The sequence below is a fragment of the Xanthomonas sp. LMG 12462 genome (genome assembly GCF_009192885.1).
Classification (GTDB): Bacteria; Pseudomonadota; Gammaproteobacteria; order Xanthomonadales; family Xanthomonadaceae; genus Xanthomonas_A; species Xanthomonas_A sontii.
This window is the reverse complement of the sequence record NZ_NMPP01000026.1, coordinates 1-15,646: the sequence shown is the minus strand read 5'-3', so window position 1 is coordinate 15,646 and position 15,646 is coordinate 1. Positions and strand designations below refer to the sequence as shown.

The following is a 15,646-nucleotide window of genomic DNA, read 5'->3' as shown; positions in this document are numbered from 1 at the left end:
TGCCTCACAGGTCCACGTCGAAGCTGGACTTGCCGGCCACCGCCCGCGCCGGCGCACCGACGTAGACGCGTCCCGGCTCGGTGTCGCGGGTCAGCAGCGCGCCGGCGCCGATCACGTTGTCGGCGGCCACCTTGACCCGGTCGCTCAGCGTGGCGTTGACCCCGACGAAGCTGCTCGCGCCGATCTCGCAGTAGCCGGAAATCACCGCATGCGAGGCCACGAACACGTGGTCATGGATCACCGTGCGGTGGCCGACGTGGTTGCCGCTCCACAGGATGCAGTTGGCGCCGATGCGAGTGAACGGCTGCAGCACGTTGTGTTCGAACACGAAGCAGTGCTCGCCCAGTTCCACGTTGCGCCAGACGAAGGCCTGCGAACTGACGTAGCTGGCCATGCGGTAGCCGCGGCGCTTGGCGTCCAGGTAGAAGCGCGTGCGCAACCGGTTGAGGCCGCTGGCGGGAATCGCCACGAACACCTCCACCTGCGACGGCGGATAGCATTGCTCGAGTTCCTCGTAGGCCACCACCGGCAGGCCGGCCAGGGTCGGCGTGGACAGGTAGTCGCGCTCCACGCTGAAGGCCAGTACGGCGTAGTCGCTGTCGTGGGTGAAGTATTCGCAGGCGATCTGCGCCAGTTCGCCGGCGCCGACGATGACCAGGGGACGTGCCATGGCTTCAGGCCTCCTGCCGGCGCAGGCCCGCGGCTTCGCGCAGGAACTCGTCGTAGTCGAAGATGTAGTCGGTGGGATCGTAGGCCTGGTCGGCGAGCACCATCAGCACGCAGTCCTCGCTGAAGTCGTAGAGATCGCGCCAGACCATGCTGCCGAGCAGCAGGCCCTGCCGCGGATCGTCCAGCACCACTTGCATCGGGCCATTGCCGTCGTCGAGCAGGAACGACACCGAACCGTGCAGCGCCACCGCCAACTGGTTGAGATGGCGGTGCGCATGCTGGCCGCGGTGCACGCCGTTGCGGGTGGCGAACAGGTAGTACACGCGGCGGATGTCGAAAGGCACGTCGCGCTGTTGTTCCAACGCCACGAGCTGCCCGCGCGCATCGCCGTGCGTCCGCAACTGGATTCGTTCGATTGCCATCAGAGTGCCCGACCGGGCTCCACATCGGAGTGTCCAGGCTGAGTGCCGCGGGTCTGCGGAAAGGTTGCGCGAGGCCGACGCGCCGCGCGACGCAACCTTTCGCCGCAGCGCCGGCACCCATCGACGACCACCGCTGCCGCGATGCCCCGCCGGCATCGGGCTGCGCCCCACTTCGTTGCCCCAAGGACACCGCGTACCGCCATGACCTCGCCCACGCAGGCCGCTCCGAAACCACCTGTGTCCCATGCCGCCGCGCCGGCCGCCTTGCCGCGGCCGATGGTGTGGCTGCACTGGCTCACCGTGCTGTGCCTGGTGCTGGCGGCGGGGCTGATCCTGCTGCGCGAAGAGGTCGAAGGCCGCATGTGGCGGCAGTGGCTGCTGGAAGGCCACCGCCACTTCGGTCTGTTCGTGCTCGGCCTGTTCTGCCTGCGCGTCGTGCTGCGCATGCGCCTGGGCAAGCGCCACGACCCGGAGGCCGGTTCGGCGCTGATGCGCCTGCTGGCCGGCGCCACCCACGTGGTGATGTACGCGCTGCTGCTGACCCTGCCGGTGCTGGGCTGGGCGCTCAGCCAATCGATGGGCAAGCCGGTGCACCTGTTCGGCGCGACGCTGCCGGAGCTGGTCGCGCCCGATCCCGATCTCGCCGACACCCTGGGCGCCTGGCACGTGGATGCGGCCTGGCTGCTGCTCGGCCTGATCCTGCTGCACATCGGCGCGGCGCTGTGGCACCACCTCGTCCGCCGCGACGCGGTGCTGCAACGGATGCTGCCGTTCCTGCGCCGCCGCTGAACCGCGTCTTCCTTCCCCGTTTGCGTCCGTCGCCGCCCCCACCCGCCCGCCAAAGGACTTTCCGCATGCACCAGGCCCCGTCGTCCCCCTCCACCTTCTCCCGCAGCGACAGGACGCGCGGCGCTGAGCAGGCGCTGCTGTGGTCGGCGCTCGGTTCGCTGCTGCTGGTGCTGAGCCCGCGCGCGGCCGCGGTGCCGGCATTCGCGCGGCAGACCGGCTCGTCCTGCGCCGACTGCCACATCGGCGCCTACGGCCCGGCGCTGACCCCGTACGGCATGCGCTTCAAGCTCGGCGGCTACACCGACAGCGACGGCAACGGCACCAAGATCCCGGTCTCCGCCCAGCTCACCGCCACCCGCAGCGTGCCGGCGCGCGGCGAGAGCCGCACCCGCTTCAGCGAAGCCGACCTGTACCTGGCCGGACGCATCACCGACAACGTCGGCGGCTACGTCAAGGTCGCCAGGACCAACAACGGCAAGAACGACTACACCACGCGCCTGGACAACGTGGACCTGCGCGCGGTGGTCAAGAGCTTCCAGCTCGGCGGCAAGGACACCCTGCTCGGCATCAGCGTCAACAACAATCCCGGCAGCCAGGATCCGATCGGCATGCTGCCCAACGCCTCCGGCCTGGGTCCGGCCTCGGCCTATGCCAGTTCGACCACCCTGCTCAACCAGTCGTCGCTGTCCAACCGGGTGATCGGCACCAGCGTCTACGGCCTGTACGACCGCAACTGGTACGGCGAGGTCGGCACCTACACCGCCTTGCCGGTGTCGACCCAGGACGATCTCGGCTACGCCATCGGCGGCGATCCCGGCAAGCTCAGCGACACCGGCTACCTGCGCCTGAGCTACATGAAGGACCTCAAGCGGCAGTTCTTCTCGGCCGGCGTGGTCGCGCTGACCACGCGCCGGCAGCTGCCGCGCAGCACCGGCCCGCGCGACGACTTCACCGACCTCGGCTACGACCTCAACTATCAGTTCCTGGGCACCCGCGAGCACATCCTCAAGCTCGGCTACCTCAACATCTACGAGCGCCGCCGCTACGGCAGCGCACTGATCGACCCGACCAACCCGGCCCTGGCCGGCCCGCGCCGGGCCAGCGTGCGCGACCAGTCGATCAGCCTCAACTACACCTACAAGCAGAGCTACAGCCTGCTGCTGGCGCACTTCATCAACACCGGCTCGGACGATCCGTTCCGTTACCGCCCGTACGGTGCGCCGGACACCACCAGCAACCTGATCAGCGCCTCGTGGGCACCGTTCGGCAAGGACGACAGTTACTCGTCGATCTCCAACCTGCGCCTGTCCGCGACCTGGTTCCGTTTCAGCAAGTTCAACGGCAGCACCAGCAACGTGTTCGGGGCCACCCCGGTCACCCGCCCGCGCGACCTCAACCAGTTCGCGCTGAGCCTGAGCCTCGCTTTCTGATTCCCCCGCACGGAGCTTCCCCCATGAAACGCACCCATGCCCTCTCCCTGTGCACCCTGCTGGCCGGCCTGATGCCGCTGGCCGCCGTGGTGGCGCCGTCCGCACGGGCCGCCGGCGGCATGCCCGGCGCCGGCGTGTTCGCCAGCGAATGCGCCGAATGCCACAGCGCCGCGCCGGCCAAGAACAAGAAGGGCCCGACCCTGTTCGGCGTGGCCGGGCGCCGCGCCGGCAGCGTCCCGGACTACGCCTATTCCGACGCGATGAAGCAGAGCCAGTGGACCTGGAGCGACGACAAGCTGCGCAGCTACCTCTCGCAACCGGCGTCCAAGGCGCTGCCCGGCGGCAAGATGAAGTACGACGGCCTGGACGATGCCAAGCAGTTGCAGGACCTGATCGCCTACCTGCACAGCCTGCATTGAACTCGCTGCCCGATCCGGTCATATTCGGCGCCCGACGGGCCGGCCAGCGTGCCGCGCCCGTGCCCGATTCCTGACCTGCGAGCATCGAGTCACCGTGCGTTTTTTGCCTGCCGTCCGCGGTGCCTCGTCCCGGCCACCCGCCGTCGCCCAGCGTTGCAGGACCGGCACCGCGGCCCGGCGGTCAGTGCATCCGTGCGCCGGCGCGGCGCTGGCCCTGGCGCTGGCCGCCCTGCACGCCCCGGCGGCGACGGCCGGCGACATCGGCGGCGCCGCCGGGATCAGCTCGCAACTGGTCGACCGCGGCATCGCCGTGACCCGCGCGACCCCGACCTTGCAGGGCGCGCTGTTCTGGCTGCCGGCGCCGGGCTGGTCGCTGAGCGGCTCGGCCAGCGTGGCGCTGGACGCGCCGGGCACGGTGCTGATGAGCAGCCTCGGCCTGTCGCGCAGCTGGACCGTGTCCGACAGCTGGCAACTGCAGGCCGAGGCGCTGCTGTACCGCTACCCCGGCGCGCGCGCCAACCGCCTGTTCAACCGCGACGAGGTCAGCCTGGGCTGGAGCTACCGCGACCGCCTGAGCCTGTCGCTGGCCGCCTTCCGCATGCCCGACAGCGGCCTGCAGCAGCGCTGGTACGGGGCGCTGGACCTGACCGCGCACCAGCCGCTGACCGGCCCGCTGTCGCTGTCGGTGGGCGCCGGCGTCAGTCAGGCGCCGCCGTCGCTGTACGGACTGGAGTACACGGCGCACTATCGCTACGGCCACGCCGGGCTGATCTGGAACGCCGGGCGCTGGAGCCTGGAGGTGGACCGTGTGTTCAGCAACGCCCGCACCGGCTATGCCGACCGCGGCCTGTGGCCTTGGGTGGCCAGCGTCTCCCGCAGCTTCTGAGGCCAGCGCAACCTTTCCGTGCCGCCCCGGCACATACCGGTGCCCGTTGCCACACCTGCCCCCATGAACGACACCGACCTGCTCGGCGATGCCACCGACCGCATGCTGCTCCGGCGCATGGCCGCCAGCGACCGCGAGGCGCTGACCCGCCTGTACCGCGCCTACCACGGGCGCCTGTGCCGGTTCCTGTCGCGGCTGACCCGGCGCCCGGACATCATCGAGGAAGCGATCAACGACTGCTTCTGGATCGTCTGGCAGAAGGCCGGCGACTTCCGCGGCGATTCGCAGGTCTCGACCTGGATCATGGGCATCGCCTACCGCTGCGGGCTCAAGGCGATCCGCCACCACAGCGACGACGCCATCGACGACGGCGTGGCCGCCGAGGACCACGCCGCGGCGGCCGACCCGGACGAGGACCGCGAGCTGCGCGACTGGCTGGGCAAGGGCCTGGAACGCCTGTCGGCCGACCAGCGCCTGGTGGTGGAACTGGTCTACGGCCTCGGCCACAAGCTGGAAGAGGTCGCCGCGATCATGCAGTGCCCGGTGGGCACCATCAAAGCCCGGTTGTTCCACGCCCGGGTCAAACTTCGCAACGTGTTGCCGGGATTGGCCGGCGATGCGTCCACGCTGACGGAGAGCGCGTGATGAAAACGGGCTTCAACGAGCCGGGCAACGAGTGCGCGCATGCCTGGGACCTGATGCCGTGGGTGCTGCAGGACAGCGCCACGGAAGCCGAAAACGAGTGGCTGGTCGCGCACCTGGCCAAATGCCGGCACTGCAGCGCCGAGTTCGCCCAGCAGAGCCGCCTGCGCATGGCCATGACCCTGCCCAGCGACGTGCCGGTGGACGCCGAGGCCGGGCTGCAGCGCCTGCTGCAGCGCCTGGACGCGCCGGTTCCGCAGGCGCCGCCGCAGCGCGGCCGCGCCAGCTGGACCACGCGGGCGCTGGTCGCCGCCGCGCTGCTGCAGGCGGTTGGCCTGGGCGTGCTGGGCATGCGCCTGTCCGCCGAGCACGAACGCAGCACCGCCTACCGCACCCTCAGCGATGCCGCGCAGCCGCTGGCGGCCGACGCGATCCGGGTGGTGCCGGACGCGCGCATGACCCTGGCCGACTGGGACGCGCTGTTGCGCAAGCTGCAGCTGCGGGTGATCGGCGGCCCCAACGCGGCCGGCGCCTACACCGTGGTGCCGACCCAGGCCGGGTCGCCGGCGCAGCCGCAGCGCAGCGTGCAGCAGTTGCGCGCCACCGCCGGCATCCGCCTGGCGGAGCCGATCGCCGCGCCATGAAGCTGCGTCTCGCCAGCCTGCTCCTCGCCTGCCTGGGCCTTGGCGCCTGCGCCCATGCCGCGCCGGCGGCCGTCGCCGATCCGGCGCCCGCCACGGACGCCAAGGCGCCCAGCCTGGATCCGTCGCCGGCGCTGGACAGCCAGCGCCAGATCGTCCTCGCCGTGGCCAACCCGATGGCCGCGCCGAGCCGCCACGCCGGCTCCAACCTGCTCGGCTACGCCTCCGCCCGCTACTACGGCGCCGGCACCCAGGCGGTCGCCACCCTGGACGCGCTGAACAAGCGCTACGGCCTGCGTCAGGTCGCCGGCTGGCCGATCAAGGCGCTGGGGCTGTACTGCGTGGTGCTGGAGCCGGCGCCGGGCAGCGACCGCGCCGCGCTGCTGGCGCAACTGGCCAAGGACGACCGGGTGGCGCTGTCGCAGCCGCTGCAGGACTTCGGCACCTATTCGACCGACAGCCAGGCTGCGGCCGCACCGGCGCAGCCGCTGCGCTACAACGATCCCTACGTGGACATGCAGCGCGGCTTCGCCGCGACCAACGCGGCCACCGCGCAGGCGCTTAGCCAGGGCCAGGGCGTGGACGTGGCGATCGTCGACACCGGCGTGGACACCGCGCACCCGGACCTGCGCGGGCGCCTGCGCAACACCCGCGACCTGGTCGCCGCCGACCCGGGCGCGTTCAACCGCGACCACCACGGCACCGAGGTCGCCGGCATCATCGCCGCCGGCAGCAACAACCACCTGGGCATCGTCGGCATCGCGCCGAAGGCGATGCTCGACGTGTACAAGGCCTGCTGGTATCCGCAGCGCCCCGGCGCCGGCGCCGGCTGCAACTCCTTCACCTTGGCCAAGGCGCTGGCGGCGATCGGCGACACCCGCACCCGCATCATCAATCTCAGCCTCGGCGGCCCGGCCGACCCGCTGCTGCGCAAGCTGCTGGAACAGCTGCTGCGCGAGGGCCGCATCGTGGTCGCGGCGATGCCGCCCAACGGCCGCCTGGACGGGTTTCCCGACGGCATTCCCGGGGTGATCGTGGTGCGCAGCAGTGCCGCCGCCCCGGCGCCGGCGGGCGTGCTCAGCGCGCCGGGCGAGGACATCCTCACCACCCAGCCCAACGGCGGCTACGACTTCACTTCCGGCTCATCGATGGCCACTGCCCACGTCAGCGGCGTGGTCGCGCTGCTGCTGGCACTGGCGCCGCAACTGGACGCGCGCAGCGTGCACGACCTGCTGCTGCGCACCAGCCGCACGCGCGACGGCCTGCTGCAGGTCGACGCCGCCGCCGCGGTACAGGCGTTGCCGCGCAGCGCGCCCCTCGCCCGCTGAAGGCCACCATGCGTTCCTGGATCCCGCTCTGGTTGCACCGGCTCGGCGCGCCGCCGACCTTCTACCGCGCGGCCGGCGCCGTGCGCCCGTGGAGTCTGGCCGCGGCCTTGCTGCTCGGCGCCGTGGCGGGTTACGGCGGGCTGGTGCTGGCGCCGCCGGATTACCAGCAGCACGATGCCTACCGCATCATCTTCGTGCATGTGCCGTGCGCGTGGATGAGCTTGTTCGTCTACGCCGCGATGGGCCTGGCCGGCCTGGTCGCGCTGGTGTGGCGGGTGAAACTGGCGGAAATCGCCTGCATGGCCTCGGCGCCGATCGGCGCGGCCTTCACCTTCGTCACCCTGTGCACCGGCTCGCTGTGGGGCCGGCCGATGTGGGGCACCTGGTGGACCTGGGACGCGCGGCTGACCTCGGAACTGGTGCTGCTGTTCCTGTATCTGGGCGTGATCGGCCTGCACCGTGCCATCGACGATCCGCGCCAGGGCGCGCGCGCCGCCGCGCTGCTGGCGCTGGTCGGACTGATCAACTTGCCGATCGTGCATTACTCGGTGGTGTGGTGGAACACCCTGCACCAGGGCTCCACGGTGCGCGTGCTGGGCCCGTCGAAGATGCCGCTGTCGATGCTGTGGCCGCTGCTGACCGGCGTGGTCGCCAGCAAGTGCTACTACGTCGCCAGCCTGTGCGGGCGCATGCGCACCGACCTGCTGGCGCTGGAGCGCGGCAAGGCCTGGGTGCGTGCGATCGCGTTGCAGGCCGCGCCGGTGCCGGCGGCGCCCGCCGATGTCGTGCCGCTGCCCGCGGAACACGCGGCATGAGCGGGTTCTGGGCGATGGGCGGCTACGCCGTCTACGTGTGGAGCGCGTACGCGCTGGCCTTGCTGGTGCTGCTCCTGGACAGCCTGCTGCCGCGCCGCCGCCAGCGCTGCCTGCTCGCCGACATCCGTGCGCAAGTAACGCGCGAACAGGCACGCCGTGCCCGCGGCAACGTTGCGACCAACGGAGCACACGATGCATCCCACCCGTAAGCGCCGCCTGCTGCTGGTGCTGCTGTTGCTCGGCGCCGCGGCGCTGGCCACCGGCCTGTTCGTGCTGGCCCTGCAGCACAACGTCAGCTACCTGTTCACGCCCAGCCAGGTGCAGGCCGGCGCAGCCCGGGACTACCGGGTGTTCCGGCTCGGTGGCATGGTCAAGGCCGGCTCGATCACGCGCAGCGCCGATGCGCTGCAGGTGCAGTTCACCGTGATCGACAAGGCCGGTGCCACCGCGGTCGCCTACACCGGCATCTTGCCCGACCTGTTCCGCGACAACCAGGCGGTGATCGCCACCGGCTCGATGCAGGGCGCGCGCTTCGTCGCCACCGAGGTGCTGGCCAAGCACGACGAGACCTATATGCCGCAGGAACTGAAGGACGCGATGGCGCAGGCGCATGCCGAGCGCGCCCACGTCGGCAACACCGCGGCGGCCGCTGCAGCGACGGCACGGCCATGAGGCCGATCGCGCCCCACCGCGCCGGGAACGACGCGCGATGAGCGCCGAACTCGGCCAGTGCGCGCTGATCCTGGCCCTGCTGCTGGCATTGGTGCAGGCCGTATTGCCGCTGCTCGGCGCCTGGCGCGGCCAGCGCGCCTGGATGGCGGTGGCGCGGCCGGCCGCCTACGCCCAGGCCGGCTTCGCCTGGCTGGCCTTCGGCCTGCTCGGCTACGTGTTGCTGCAACTGGATTTCTCGGTGCGCTATGTCGCTGCCAACGCCAACCTGGCGCAACCCTGGTACTACCGGCTGGCCGCGGTGTGGGGCGCGCACGAAGGCTCGCTGCTGCTGTGGATCGCCATCCTCAACCTGTGGACGGTGGCGCTGGCGCGCAGCGGCCGGCACCTGCCGGAGGCGTTCGCCGCGCGCGTACTCGGCGTGCTCGGGCTGATCTCCAGCGGCTTCCTGGCCTTCGTCCTGTTCACCTCCAATCCCTTCGTGCGGCTCTCACCGATGCCGCGCGACGGCAGCGAGCTCAATCCGGTGCTGCAGGACCCGGGCATGGTGCTGCATCCGCCGGTGCTGTACACCGGCTATGTCGGCTTCTCGGTGGCCTTCGCCTTCGCCATCGCCGCCCTGCTCGGCGGCGAGCAACAGCAGGCCTGGGTGCGCTGGGCGCGGCCGTGGACCAACGTCGCCTGGGGCTTCCTCAGCGCCGGCATCGTCGCCGGCAGCTGGTGGGCCTATGCCGAGTTGGGCTGGGGCGGCTGGTGGTTCTGGGATCCGGTGGAGAACGCCAGCTTCATGCCGTGGCTGGTCGGCGCGGCGTTGATCCACACCCAGGCGGTCACCGAGAAGCGCGGCGCGCTCGGCGCCTGGACCCTGCTGCTGTCGATCCTGGCGTTCTCGCTGTCGTTGCTGGGCACCTTCCTGGTGCGCTCGGGCGTGCTGACCTCGGTACACGCCTTCGCCGCCGACCCGCGCCGCGGCCTGTACATCCTCGGCTTCCTGGTGCTGGTGGTCGGCGGCTCGCTGCTGCTGTACGCACTGCGCGCGCCACGTCTGGCCGCGGGCAAGCCGTTCGCCGCGCTGTCGCGGGAGACCGCGATCCTGGTCGGCAACCTGATGCTCAGCGTGGCCGCGGCGATGGTGCTGCTGGGCACGCTGTTCCCGCTGCTCGGCGATGCGCTGCGGCTGGGCAAGATCTCGGTCGGGCCGCCCTACTTCGGCCTGCTGTTCCCGCTGCTGATGCTGCCGGTGGTGCTGCTGTTGCCGTTCGGTCCGTACCTGCGCTGGGGCCGCACCGAACCCGGCGCACTGCGCGCGGTGGCCGCGCGCGCCGGGCTGGCCGCACTCGGCTGCGCGCTGCTGGCATGGCTGTTGAGCGCGGGCACGCTGCGTGCGGTGGCCGGCGTCGCCGCCGCGGCCTGGGTCGGCGTCGGCACCGCCCTGTATGCGCTGACCCGTTGGCGCAGCGCGCCGCGTGGCCGGCGCTTCCCCGCCGAACTGGCCGGCATGCTGCTGGCGCATGCCGGGGTCGCGGTGTTCGTGGCCGGCGTGCTGTTGTCGGAAAGCCTGTCGGTGGAACGCGATGTGCGCCTGGACCCCGGTCAGAGTGCGCAGATCGGCGCGCACAGCTTTCGCTTCGATGGCGTGCAGTTGATCGATGGCCCCAACTGGAAGGCCGAACAAGGCACGGTGAGCGTGCTGCGCGACGGCGCCGTCGTGGCGGTGCTGCATCCGCAGAAGCGTCTGTACAGCAGCGAGCGGATCCAGACCGAGGCGGCGATCGACGCCGGCGTGCTGCGCGACCTGTATGTCGCGCTCGGCGAGCCGGTCGACGACCAGCACATCGAATACGGCTGGACTCTGCGCCTGTACGACAAGCCCTTCATCCGCTGGATCTGGGCCGGCGGCCTGCTGATGATGCTCGGCGGTTTCGTCAGCGCCGGCGCGCGCCGCTTGCGTGCGCAGCCGGCTGCGACAAGCGCTACCGCGCCGGCCGCGCTTGCCGGAGCCGTACCATGAGCCGGCTGCTGCCGCTGGCCGCGTTCGCGCTGCTGGCCGCGCTATTCGGATTCGGCCTGTGGTGGAGCCGCAGCCACGACCCGCGCGAGGTCCCTTCGCCGCTGCTGGGCAAGCCGGTTCCGGCGTTCGCGCTGCCGCGCCTGGACCGTCCGGACCTGCGCAGCGGCAGCCAGGAACTGCGCGGCCGCCCGTATCTGCTCAACGTGTTCGGCAGCTGGTGCATGGCCTGCAGCGAGGAGCATCCGCTGCTGATGGCGCAGGCACGGCAACTGGGCGTGCCCCTGGTCGGCTACGCCTACCGCGACGCGCCGCACGACACCGCCGACTGGCTGGCGCAGCGCGGCAATCCGTATGCGCTGGTGCTGGTGGACGCCGATGGCCAGCGGGCGATCGACCTGGGCGTGTACGGTGCGCCGGAAACCTTCCTGATCGATGCCGACGGCGTGGTCCGCTACAAGCACGTCGGCGTACTGACGCCGCAGGTGCTGGCCGACGAACTGCGTCCGGCGATTGCCGCGCTCGACGGAGCACGTCGATGAGCGTGCTGGTCGCACGGACGCGCAGGCGCACGCCGTGGTGGCGGCTGTTGGTGCTGCTGTGGCTATTGGGCGGTGCATTGCCGGCCTTCGCCCAGGCAGTGGACCCACTCCCCTTCAAGGACCGCGCGCAGGAGCAGCGCTTCCAGCACCTGACCGCGCAGCTGCGCTGCCTGGTGTGCCAGAACGAGAACCTGGCCGATTCCGACGCGACGCTGGCGCGCGACCTGCGCCACCAGGTGTTCGCGCAACTGCAGGCCGGGCGCAGCGATGCGCAGATCAAGCAATACATGGTCGATCGCTACTCGGCCTTCGTGCTGTACGACCCGCCGCTGGCGCCGGGCACCTGGCTGCTGTGGTTCGGGCCGGCGCTGTTGCTGCTGGGTGGCGCCGCGATGGTGCTGGCGACGCTGCGGCAACGCCGCCGCGCCCTTGGCACCGCGACGGCGGGAGTGGAAGCGGAGGACGCCTGGTGACGCCCGGCTTTCTGCTCGCCGCCGCCGCGATGCTGGGCATTGCCCTGTTCGCGGTGTTGCGCCCGTTGCTCGTCCAGCGTTCCGGCGCAGGTCGGCAACGCGGCGTCGCGCTGCTGCTTGCGCTGCTGCTGCCGTTGCTGGGCGCCGGCCTGTACTGGCGCATCGGCACACCCGCGGCCCTGGCCGGCGTCCCACTGCAACCGCTGCCGCCGCCCGCGCCGGACCAGACCGCGCAACTGCTGCAAGGCTGGCTGCAGCAGGCCTGGGATGCGCAACAGGCGCAGCGCCCGCACGAAGCGCAGCAGGCCTATGCGCAGGCGCTGCGAATCGCTCCGGACAATGTCGAAGCCCTGCTCGGCTGGGCCGAGACCGACATGGCGCAACGCGCCGATCTCACCGTCGGCAGCGCCGCCCGCGCCATGCTCGACCGGGTGCTGGCGCAGCAGCCGGACAACCAGCGGGCGCTGTGGATGCACGGCATCGCCGCCTTCCAGCAGCAGCGCTATGCCGATGCGGCCGGCGACTGGCGCCATCTGTCGACCTTGCTGCCGGCGTCGTCGCCACTGCGCGAGGCGGTGACGCAGAAGATCGCCGCCGCCGAGGCGATGGTCGCAAAAACAGGCGCAGCGGCCGCCACGCCACACTGATGCGAGCACCAGATCGCACCTGCGCTCCGCGGTCCACTCACAGCGCGGACGCGATCTTCTCCTTCAGCATGTCCGCATTGAACGGCTTGACGATGTAGCCGCTGACACCGGCTTCGCGGATCTCGATCACCTTGTCGCTGCGCCCCTCGGTGACCGTCATCAGGAACGGCGTGCTTTTCAGCTTCGCGTCGCTGCGAACCGCCCGCAGCAGCTCCAGCCCGGTCATCGGCGCCATGTTCCAGTCGGAAATGACCAGGCCGATCTTCTCCGCCCGCATCGCGGCCAGCGCCGCCTCGCCGTCGGCTGCTTCGATAACGTCGTCATAGCCGAGCTGGCCCAACAGCATGCGGATGACGCGCCGCATCGTGCGGTAGTCGTCGACGACCAGAATCTTCATGACGTCCCCAGGCAGTCCGATGGCAGGACCGATGGTGCAGGAGTCCTGCCCCCGATGCCACCGACCAAGCCGGGCATACCGGGCTCGCCCTGCAGACGCCGCAGTGCCGATCCACCTGCACATTGCGCCGAAAATAGGAATGCGTATCATTAACTAACCGGTAGCTCTCGCTGCCATTCCGCTCCGCCTAGCCCTGTCGCCAAGCCGGTGCCTCTCCCGACGGGCCCCCATGCATCCAGTTCCGCCAGCGCCGCCGCGCCTCTCCACGCCGCCCACCGCCGCCTCGCGCGGGCTGCCGCCCTGGCTGGGCGTGCTGGCGCGGACCCTGGCCGCGATCGTCGGCGGCTATGCGCTGGCCGCGGCCACCTCCGTGCTGCTGCCGATGCTGTGGCCATCGGCGCGCGCGCAGGCGGTGTTGAGCGGCATGATGCTGGGCATCCTGGTCTGCGCCTGCACCGCGCTGTGGGCGTTCGCCGCCCGTAGTGCCGGGCGCGCCTGGCTGGGCATCGCGGCATTGCTGGCACCTATGGCGCTGACCATCGCCTGGCTGCAGCAGCACGCGCCATGAAGCAGGGATTCCGCCAATCGATGGCCTGGCTGCACACCTGGAGCGGCCTGCTGGTGTCGTGGGTGCTGCTGCTGATCTTCATGGCCGGCACCGCCAGCTATTTCCGCAACGAGATCAGCCAGTGGATGCGTCCGGAACTGCCGCGTACGCAGCCGAGCACCGACGTGGTGGCCGCACGCGCGGTGGCGCTGCTGCAGCGCGAGGCGCCACGGTCGCCGCAGTGGTTCGTGTCGCTGGCCAACCCGCGCGCGCCGTTCACCGACCTGTTCTGGCGCAATCCGCCGCCGACCGACGGCACCCGCCCGAGTCGCAAGGAACTGTTCGGCAGCGCCCTGCTCGACCCGGTCAGCGGCGAGGCCAGCCAGACCCGCGAGACCCGCGGCGGCGACTTCTTCTACCGCCTGCACTTCGACCTGCACTACATGCCGGCGCTGTGGGCGCGCTACATCGTCGGCTTCTGCGCGATGTTCATGCTGGTGGCGATCATCAGCGGCGTGATCACCCACAAGAAGATCTTCAAGGACTTCTTCACCTTCCGCCCGGCCAAGGGCCAGCGCTCGTGGCTGGACTTCCATAACGCCAGCGCGGTGCTCGCCCTGCCCTACCACGCGATGATCACCTACACCGGGCTGGTCACGCTGATGCTGATGTACCTGCCCTGGGGCATCCAGACCGCCTATCCGGACGCCGAGCAGGCGTTCTACGCCGAGGCCTTCCAGGAGCCGCAGAACCTGCGCGAAGCCAGCGGCACGCCCGGCCACATGCTGCCGATCGCGCAACTGCTGGACGTGGCCCGCCGCGAATGGGGCGCGCAGGCGCCGATCGCCGGCTTCACTGTCTACAACGCCGGCGACGCTGCCGCCGCCATCCAGATCCGCCAGGGCGACGGCCAGCGCCTGGGCTACACCACGCCCTCGCTGCTGCTGGACGCGGCCAGCGGGCAGATCCTGGGCCGCAGCGGCGAACTCGGCGCCGCCGCGGAAACCCGCAGCACCCTGTACGGCCTGCACCTGGCGCACTTCGCCGGTCCCTGGCTGCGCTGGCTGTTCTTCGGCTGCGGCCTGCTCGGCTGCCTGATGGTGGCCAGCGGCGCGATCCTGTGGGCGGTCAAGGAGCGGCCCAAGCACGCCAAGGCCGGGCGCATCGGTCTGGGCCTGCGCCTGGTCGACGCGCTCAACATCGGCACCGTGGCCGGGCTGCCGATCGCCTTCGCCGCCTATTTCTGGGGCAACCGGCTGCTGCCGCTGCACCTGGAATCGCGCCCGGAAAGCGAAGCGGCGGTGTTCTTCCTGGCCTGGGCCGCGGCCCTGGTCGCCGCGCAGGTGTGGCCGAAGCGCGCGATGTGGGCCTGGCAACTGTACGCGGGCGCGGCGCTGTTCGGCCTGCTGCCGCTGCTCAACGCCCTCACCACCGAGGCTCACCTGGGCGTGAGCCTGCTGGCCGGCGACTGGGCACTGGCCGGGTTCGACCTGGTCTGCCTGTTCCTCGGTATCGCGCTGGCGCTGGCCGCGCGGCGCATGCAGCGCTGGCAACCGCCGCTGTCGGCGGCCGAACGCCGCGCCCGCGAGCGCGGCGGATCGGGCAAGCCGGTGCTGGCCACGGAGGGCGCATGACCTTGCTCGGCCTGTGCCTGGCCTTCTCCGGCTTCGTCGCGCTGTGCCTGGGCATGGAGAAGCACCAGCTCGAGCTTTACGGCGCACAGCGCGCATCCGCGCCGCGCCTGCGGCAACTGCAGGCCGCGGGCTGGCTGCTGCTGGGCGCGGCGTTCGCCTGCTGCGTGGCCGCGCGCGGCTGGGGCATCGGCCCGGTGCTGTGGGTGGGCTCGCTCAGCGCCAGCGCGGCGCTGCTGACCCTGGGCCTGTTGCCGTACCGGCCACGGCTGATCGTGCCGCTGGCGCTGCTGGCGCCGCCGCTGGGCGTGGGCGCCGCCCTGCTGGGCTAGGCACCCGCTTTACTCAGCGGTCGGCGGTCACCGTCGGTGCCCGCAGTTCCGCGGCGGTGCGCGCGCCGGCGAACACCAGCACCAGCCCCGCCGCGAGGGTGATCGCCAGGTACAGCGGCACCATGCCGAGGCGGCCGTTGCGCACGAACACCATGCTTTCCATCATCAGCGAGGAGAACGTGGTCAGCCCACCGACCAGGCCGACGATCAGCAGCGCCCGCCAGTACGGCGCGCTGGCGCCGCGACCCTCGATCCACACCAGCAGGAAACCGCCGACGAAGGCGCCGGCCAGGTTCACCGCCAGCGTGCCCCACGGGAAGCCGGCGCCGTAGCGCTGCAGCAGCGCACTGCCCACCGCG

21 protein-coding genes are annotated in these 15,646 nt (G+C 71.1%); 17 read left to right on the top strand and 4 right to left on the bottom strand.

What is annotated here, in order from left to right:
• Positions 1–4: 4 nt before the first annotated feature.
• On the bottom strand, positions 5–670 hold the full coding sequence (locus tag CEK69_RS07340; protein WP_152244749.1) for an acetyltransferase: 666 nt from the start codon (positions 668–670) through the stop codon (positions 5–7).
• 4 nt (positions 671–674) lie between these two features.
• Complete coding sequence (locus CEK69_RS07335; RefSeq protein ID WP_150409103.1) at positions 675–1,091, bottom strand: FdtA/QdtA family cupin domain-containing protein; 417 nt, start codon at positions 1,089–1,091, stop codon at positions 675–677.
• 276 nt (positions 1,092–1,367) lie between these two features.
• On the opposite strand from CEK69_RS07335, the gene CEK69_RS07330 reads away from it, so the two are divergent.
• The 14 genes from CEK69_RS07330 (at position 1,368) to CEK69_RS07265 (ending at position 12,380) form a co-directional block, all read left to right on the top strand.
• Positions 1,368–1,880, top strand: coding sequence for a cytochrome b/b6 domain-containing protein (locus CEK69_RS07330; protein ID WP_043092009.1), 513 nt, complete (start codon positions 1,368–1,370; stop codon positions 1,878–1,880).
• 65 nt (positions 1,881–1,945) lie between these two features.
• Positions 1,946–3,310, top strand: a complete 1,365-nt coding sequence (locus CEK69_RS07325) for a cytochrome C (protein WP_152244747.1) — start codon at positions 1,946–1,948, stop codon at positions 3,308–3,310.
• Between the two features lie 23 nt (positions 3,311–3,333).
• Positions 3,334–3,729 carry a c-type cytochrome gene (locus CEK69_RS07320; protein WP_043092007.1) on the top strand — a complete coding sequence of 132 codons (396 nt, stop codon included), beginning with the start codon at positions 3,334–3,336 and terminating at the stop codon, positions 3,727–3,729.
• Positions 3,730–3,913: 184 nt separating this feature from the next.
• Complete coding sequence (locus CEK69_RS07315; RefSeq protein WP_226975076.1) at positions 3,914–4,615, top strand: hypothetical protein; 702 nt, start codon at positions 3,914–3,916, stop codon at positions 4,613–4,615.
• Positions 4,616–4,678: 63 nt separating this feature from the next.
• Positions 4,679–5,260 (top strand): sigma-70 family RNA polymerase sigma factor, encoded by a 582-nt coding sequence (locus tag CEK69_RS07310; protein WP_017913785.1) that lies wholly within the window; start codon positions 4,679–4,681, stop codon positions 5,258–5,260.
• Positions 5,260–5,901: a zf-HC2 domain-containing protein gene (locus CEK69_RS07305; RefSeq protein ID WP_150409100.1), complete on the top strand. Its 642-nt coding sequence runs from the start codon at positions 5,260–5,262 to the stop codon at positions 5,899–5,901. Before CEK69_RS07310 ends, CEK69_RS07305 begins: the two co-directional genes overlap by 1 nt.
• A complete protein-coding gene (locus tag CEK69_RS07300; protein WP_152244745.1) occupies positions 5,898–7,226 on the top strand; it encodes a S8 family serine peptidase in 1,329 nt (442 codons plus the stop codon). The genes CEK69_RS07305 and CEK69_RS07300 overlap by 4 nt, the downstream gene beginning before the upstream one ends.
• A gap of 8 nt (positions 7,227–7,234) precedes the next feature.
• Entirely contained in the window at positions 7,235–8,041 is an 807-nt protein-coding gene (locus tag CEK69_RS07295; RefSeq protein WP_152244743.1) for a heme ABC transporter permease, read from the top strand.
• Positions 8,038–8,250 carry a heme exporter protein CcmD gene (ccmD, locus tag CEK69_RS07290; RefSeq protein ID WP_152244741.1) on the top strand — a complete coding sequence of 71 codons (213 nt, stop codon included), beginning with the start codon at positions 8,038–8,040 and terminating at the stop codon, positions 8,248–8,250. The genes CEK69_RS07295 and ccmD overlap by 4 nt, the downstream gene beginning before the upstream one ends.
• On the top strand, positions 8,234–8,713 hold the full coding sequence (gene ccmE / locus CEK69_RS07285) for a cytochrome c maturation protein CcmE (protein WP_017914417.1): 480 nt from the start codon (positions 8,234–8,236) through the stop codon (positions 8,711–8,713). The genes ccmD and ccmE overlap by 17 nt, the downstream gene beginning before the upstream one ends.
• 37 nt (positions 8,714–8,750) lie before the next feature.
• Positions 8,751–10,721, top strand: a complete 1,971-nt coding sequence (locus CEK69_RS07280; protein WP_152244739.1) for a heme lyase CcmF/NrfE family subunit — start codon at positions 8,751–8,753, stop codon at positions 10,719–10,721.
• Positions 10,718–11,260, top strand: coding sequence for a DsbE family thiol:disulfide interchange protein (locus CEK69_RS07275; RefSeq protein ID WP_152244737.1), 543 nt, complete (start codon positions 10,718–10,720; stop codon positions 11,258–11,260). Before CEK69_RS07280 ends, CEK69_RS07275 begins: the two co-directional genes overlap by 4 nt.
• Positions 11,257–11,733, top strand: coding sequence for a cytochrome c-type biogenesis protein (locus CEK69_RS07270; RefSeq protein WP_152244735.1), 477 nt, complete (start codon positions 11,257–11,259; stop codon positions 11,731–11,733). The genes CEK69_RS07275 and CEK69_RS07270 overlap by 4 nt, the downstream gene beginning before the upstream one ends.
• Positions 11,730–12,380: a tetratricopeptide repeat protein gene (locus CEK69_RS07265; RefSeq protein ID WP_152244733.1), complete on the top strand. Its 651-nt coding sequence runs from the start codon at positions 11,730–11,732 to the stop codon at positions 12,378–12,380. Before CEK69_RS07270 ends, CEK69_RS07265 begins: the two co-directional genes overlap by 4 nt.
• A 37-nt stretch (positions 12,381–12,417) precedes the next feature.
• Here CEK69_RS07265 and CEK69_RS07260 read toward each other — a convergent pair whose 3' ends face one another.
• Positions 12,418–12,777, bottom strand: coding sequence for a response regulator (locus CEK69_RS07260; protein WP_152244731.1), 360 nt, complete (start codon positions 12,775–12,777; stop codon positions 12,418–12,420).
• 229 nt (positions 12,778–13,006) lie between these two features.
• On the opposite strand from CEK69_RS07260, the gene CEK69_RS07255 reads away from it, so the two are divergent.
• The 3 genes from CEK69_RS07255 to CEK69_RS07245 are packed head-to-tail and all read left to right on the top strand — an operon-like array spanning position 13,007 to position 15,287.
• Complete coding sequence (locus CEK69_RS07255; RefSeq protein ID WP_148828702.1) at positions 13,007–13,345, top strand: DUF3649 domain-containing protein; 339 nt, start codon at positions 13,007–13,009, stop codon at positions 13,343–13,345.
• A complete protein-coding gene (locus CEK69_RS07250) occupies positions 13,342–14,958 on the top strand; it encodes a PepSY-associated TM helix domain-containing protein (RefSeq protein ID WP_152244730.1) in 1,617 nt (538 codons plus the stop codon). The genes CEK69_RS07255 and CEK69_RS07250 overlap by 4 nt, the downstream gene beginning before the upstream one ends.
• A complete protein-coding gene (locus CEK69_RS07245) occupies positions 14,955–15,287 on the top strand; it encodes a DUF3325 domain-containing protein (RefSeq protein WP_152244728.1) in 333 nt (110 codons plus the stop codon). The genes CEK69_RS07250 and CEK69_RS07245 overlap by 4 nt, the downstream gene beginning before the upstream one ends.
• Before the next feature lie 13 nt (positions 15,288–15,300).
• On the opposite strand, the gene crcB is transcribed toward CEK69_RS07245, so the two are convergent.
• Positions 15,301–15,646 (bottom strand): fluoride efflux transporter CrcB (crcB, locus tag CEK69_RS07240; protein ID WP_152244726.1); only part of this gene is annotated, 346 nt, incomplete at its 5' end.